At 64.2% G+C, this 4,661-nt stretch carries 4 protein-coding genes and 1 pseudogene; 2 read left to right on the forward strand and 3 right to left on the reverse strand.

The genetic code is table 11. The annotated features are described in order from the left end of the window. On the reverse strand, positions 1–556 hold a 556-nt coding region (locus tag VIW95_RS14245), incomplete at its 3' end, for a citrate synthase (protein ID WP_331587663.1). Positions 557–660: 104 nt separating this feature from the next. Between VIW95_RS14245 and VIW95_RS14250 the strand changes: the two genes are divergently transcribed. Together VIW95_RS14250 and VIW95_RS14255 are read left to right on the forward strand one after the other, a co-directional pair. Next, positions 661–1,455 carry a class I SAM-dependent methyltransferase gene (locus tag VIW95_RS14250; protein WP_331587665.1) on the forward strand — a complete coding sequence of 265 codons (795 nt, stop codon included), beginning with the start codon at positions 661–663 and terminating at the stop codon, positions 1,453–1,455. Positions 1,456–1,518: 63 nt separating this feature from the next. After that, complete coding sequence (locus VIW95_RS14255; RefSeq protein WP_331587667.1) at positions 1,519–2,589, forward strand: LLM class flavin-dependent oxidoreductase; 1,071 nt, start codon at positions 1,519–1,521, stop codon at positions 2,587–2,589. Between the two features lie 13 nt (positions 2,590–2,602). Here VIW95_RS14255 and VIW95_RS14260 read toward each other — a convergent pair whose 3' ends face one another. Both VIW95_RS14260 and VIW95_RS17540 read right to left on the reverse strand, forming a co-directional pair. Next, entirely contained in the window at positions 2,603–4,129 is a 1,527-nt protein-coding gene (locus VIW95_RS14260; RefSeq protein WP_331587669.1) for a metallopeptidase TldD-related protein, read from the reverse strand. 83 nt (positions 4,130–4,212) lie between these two features. After that, positions 4,213–4,608, reverse strand: a pseudogene (locus VIW95_RS17540) (metallopeptidase TldD-related protein); the annotation flags it as partial. Positions 4,609–4,661: the final 53 nt, after the last annotated feature.

The following is a 4,661-nucleotide window of genomic DNA, read 5'->3' on the forward strand; positions in this document are numbered from 1 at the left end:
CGGCCGCAAGCCTCAGCAGCGGGGGCGCATCGTCACCGACCGCCGCGAGCGCGTCGGCAACAGAAGACGGCACTTGCGCGCCCTGGATCTCGGCACGGAGCGCGGCGATTTCCTCGGCGACGGGGCGCTCGCCGCTCCATAGCAGCAGGCAGACTTCTTCGAAGGAAGCATGCGCGACGATTTCCTCGATCGGATAGCCGCGATACGCAAGCTTGCCCTCGTTGATCGAGCTGACAGCTGATTCAGCGACGATAACGCCGGGCCCGCCGTCGTCGATGCTCTTCGGTTGCGCGACCGTAACCCACGTCGATGCTGCCGGCAGGCTGCGTCCCCGTCGGCCGCGCTCGTTGGAAACGACCCCACGCAGCGCTTCGATATCGGCGCGGCGATAAAGCGCCTGGCGGCCGACTTTGCGGCGGTAACTTTTCAACCAGCCGCGGCTGACGTAAGCGTAGAGGGTGCCGAGCTTGACGCCGAGCTGGGCGGCCGCCTCGCTCGCGGTCATCATGCCGGCGCGTTCGGAATCGGCACGTTCGAGATTGCGCGTCGCCACCATGGGAATCACGCCATGCGCGCAGGGGCCTCGTCAAGTGGCATCGAGTCAACTTGCATCCAGATAGGACCAGTTATATACAGTCAAGTTCAACGGAGGACCGGCGTATGAGCTCGGCGGAAGTGCGATTCAAGGATTTGCGCGCAGACTTCGGGAAGACCGCGAGCGACTTCGGGCGGCATCGCGCGGGCTTCCCCGACGAATTTTTCGAGCGGATGGCGGTGGCGGGAATTTTGCGCGCGGGAATGCATGCGCTGGACCTTGGAACCGGCACCGGGACGATTGCGCGAGGGCTGGCGTTGCGCGGATGCGACGTGACCGGCCTCGATCGATCGGCGCCGCTGATGGAACAAGCCGCCGAGTTGGATCGAGTCGCAGGCGTCGTCGTGAAGTATGTCAATGCTGCGGCGGAAGCGACGGGACTGCCGGCGGCCGAGTTCGATCTCGTGACGGCGGGTCAATGCTGGCATTGGTTCGATCGTCCTCGCGCGGCAGTGGAGGCGCGCCGCGTGTTGAAGCCGGGCGGCAAGCTCGTGATTGCGCATTTCGACTGGATTCCGCTGCCGGGCAACATGGTCGAGGCGACGGAAAAGCTGATCGAGAAGCACAATCCGAAATGGAAGTTCGGTGGCGGACTGGGGATCCATCCGAATTGGCCGCGCGACATGGCGATCGCGGGCTTCAAAAATCTCGAAACGTTTTCGTTCGACCTCGACGCCATCTACACGCATGAAGTGTGGCGCGGGCGGATTCGCGCGAGCGCGGGAGTGGGCGCGAGCCTTGCTCCCGAGGCAGTTGCGGCGTTCGACGACGAGCTGCGCGCGATGCTGGCGGAGCGATGGCCTGAAGATCCGATGCCCGTGCTGCATCGCGTGTTCGCGGCGGTCGGCGTCGCACCGTAGCTCCCTTTTGACGAGCTGCGGTGAAGGTCGGCTATAGTCGAGTTCCACGAGAGGAGCCGGACTATGGATTTTGGAACATTGATTTTCACCAAGCCGGAGCGCGCGATCACGGACGTCAAATACGCTGAGGAGCGCGGCTTCACGCACGCGTGGATTCCTGACTCGCACATGATTTGGGGCGACACCTACGCGTGCATGGCGCTGGCGGCAGTGAACACCAGGAAGATCAAGCTCGGCACCGGCGTGGCGATAGCGTCAAACAGGATCGCGCCGGTGACGGTGCATTCGATCGCGACGATTAACCAACTCGCGCCGGGACGCGTGATTCTGGGATTTGGCACGGGGCACACGGGGCGGCGCGTGATGGGTCTGCCGCCGGTCAAGCAGGCCGAGTTCCGCGAGCAGGTGCGTGTGATTCACGATCTGCTTCACGACGGCGAAGCGATTTACAACGCCGAAGGGCTGAGCCGGAAAATCCGCTACCTGCATCGCGACCGGCGCTTTATCAACCTCGACGACCGGATTCCACTGTATGTGGCGGCCAACGGGCCCAAGACTTTGGCGCTGGCGGGCGAGTTTGGCGACGGCGCGATTACGACGGGAATAACCGATGCCGATCGAATCGGCGTGGTGCGGAAAAGTATCGCGGTGGGTGCGGCGAAGGTGGGTCGCAACGCGGACAAAATGCCGATCGTGTCGCTGACGCATATTTGCGTGTTGCGGCCGGGCGAGAAACTTGATTCGCCGCGCGTGAAGGCGATGACCGGGCACTGGGTGATGGCGAGTTTTCACGCGATCGCCGCAGGATACGCGCGGGCAGGCTATCTGCCGGAGGCGGTCGCCGAGGTGTACAAGGCGTACGAGGAGTACGTCGCGAAGATGAAGACGCCGGCGGCCGAGCGCTACCTCGAGTTGCACATCGGCCACTGCACGTACGTTGCGCCGCTCGAGCAGAAGTACGTGACGCCCGAGACGATCGCGGCGACGACGATAATCGGGACGAAAGAAGAGGTCGTCGAGCGGCTGCGCTCGCTGGAACGCGCGGGCCTGTCGCAAGTCTTCATCAATCCTCCGATGGACGGCTACAACGATTGCATCGACGAAATTTCGCGCGACGTGATCGCGCGGATGTGACGCAGCATCGCGACTAACTGGTGGCAGCGACTTCGGCGAAAGCGATCGAGTCGGCGGCGATCGCGGGAACGTAGTAGGCCTCGGGCGAGCCCCACACCGTCGCCGGTCGCGGGCGCGACCCAACCGCAAATGGACGCTCGAAAACCTGCGCGATGTTCGCATTGATGCGCAAACAGTTGGGCGCCAGCGGCTCGGCGATTTCACCGTCGCGAATCAGGTACGAGTCGCCGGTGACGGTGCAGGTGAAATCTCCCGCGCGCTGGCCGTTGATTGGATAGGTGTACCAGATGCGGCCGACGTAGATTCCGTCGCCAACGGCGCGCACCAGTTCGCGGTCGCTGACCCCGCCGCGCGCGCGCATCACGACGTTGGTGCCCGCCGTACCGGGACTCGCGTCGAAGCGCCTGCCGCCACCTTCGCCGAGCCGGTAACCGCTGAGCGGAGGGAAGTCGAGTTTGGCGGGGGCATTCTTGCCAAGCTTTTCGGCGCGATGCTCGTCGGTGAGCAAGCGGTGGGTATCGTAGAAATCCGAGAGCAAGCCGGCCAGCTTGCCGTCGCGGATCAATTCAACGCGGCGCGTGCGGATTCCTTCGCAAGTGATTCGACGGCGAATCGCGCCCGCACTAAAGGCCGGGTCATCGACGAGGCTCAGGCGCGAATCCATCACGGACGCGCCGAATCTTGCGTGGAAAGCGGAACTGGCGGCGTGAAACGCGCCGGTCGTGAGCGAGCCCATCACCATGTAGTTCAGAATCTCGGCGACCGGCTGCGGTCCGAGCACCACGCGAAATTTCCCCGCCGCAGGCCGGGCGCCGTGGGAGAGCGCGAGCGCGCGGCGGACGGCGTCACCGCCGATGACGTGCGCGTCGCGGCGCATCGCAGCGGTGGAATCGCCAAGCGCGGTCGCAGTGCCCTTGGCATCGAGCGATTCGATTATCGATGTGACGGAAGCGCTGAAGTGCGCGCTCTCATCGGTACGAACTTCCGCGAAATTCGAGTTGAAGATCGCGACTCGATCGCGAATCACGGATACGTCGCCACCTATGATCAGGCCGGGATGTGCAGTTCGGGCGTCGGCCGGGCGTTTCGCGAATGTGTCGAGCGCACCGTCGAGCACGTCCCACGCGGCCGCTGCGATCGCGCTGTCACCTACTCTTGCCAGATCGCTCCTTTCGGACGGCACCAGCTTGCGGCCGAGTGCAGCCGTCGGAAACCCGGAGAAGTGCGGATCGACGACGGCGGCGCTGCGTGCCTGGCGGATTGCGTCGCGCACGGAGTCGGAGGTGAAATCTCCCGCTTCGAATGCGGCGCCGACTTCGTGCGAATCGCGGCGCATCGCGATCCGCAACTGGAATCCGTCGGCATGAAGCGACTTGAACTCTTCGAGGCCGCGGCCTGGAATGTCGGAAGTGTAGGCCAGGCGGGCGATTCGATGCTCCGCGGTGGCGCAATAAACTTCGTAGCTCCCCAGATCCTTCTCGCGCGCGAGAATCCGCGACGCTTCGCGAGTGAACGACTTGAGTTCGGCGAGCGGACGCATCCGCTGCCCGCCAGGCGCGCGCGCGCGCGTAGAGTCGGACCGCCGTTGGACATCCGCTTGACCTGCATCGGCTGGCCCTTGCCGCAGGTGGGGATCGCGATGAGCCGCAGGTCGTTACCGACCGCGTCCACGTTGGTGAAGAAACTTTTCGAATCCGCAATCACGCTGCCCGAGCGATACAGCCGCCCGATTCGACCGTGTTCGATTTCATAAACGCGCCGTGCCGAGATTCTGAAGTTCTCACGCGATTCGGAGATCGACGGGATCTGATGGCCGCAGACGTAGTAGCCGCGCTCGACGCCGGCGATGATTTTTTCGGGCGGCGTCTCACCTGGCAGGAAAAAGGTGTTGGACATTCTGATCAGCGGCACGTGCCAGCCTTCGCTCGCACGCGCCGATCTGTTGGGCTCCGCGCCAAGCACGGCGGCGGTCGCGCGCGAATTGAGAAAGCCGCCGAAGATCCCGCGCTCGATATGCATCACGCGGCGGCCGCGCGTGCCCTCGTGGTCGTAGCGGTAGTGGCCATAGCCGT

Source organism: Binatus sp. (SeqCode), assembly GCF_036522015.1.
GTDB lineage: Bacteria > Desulfobacterota > Binatia > Binatales > Binataceae > Binatus.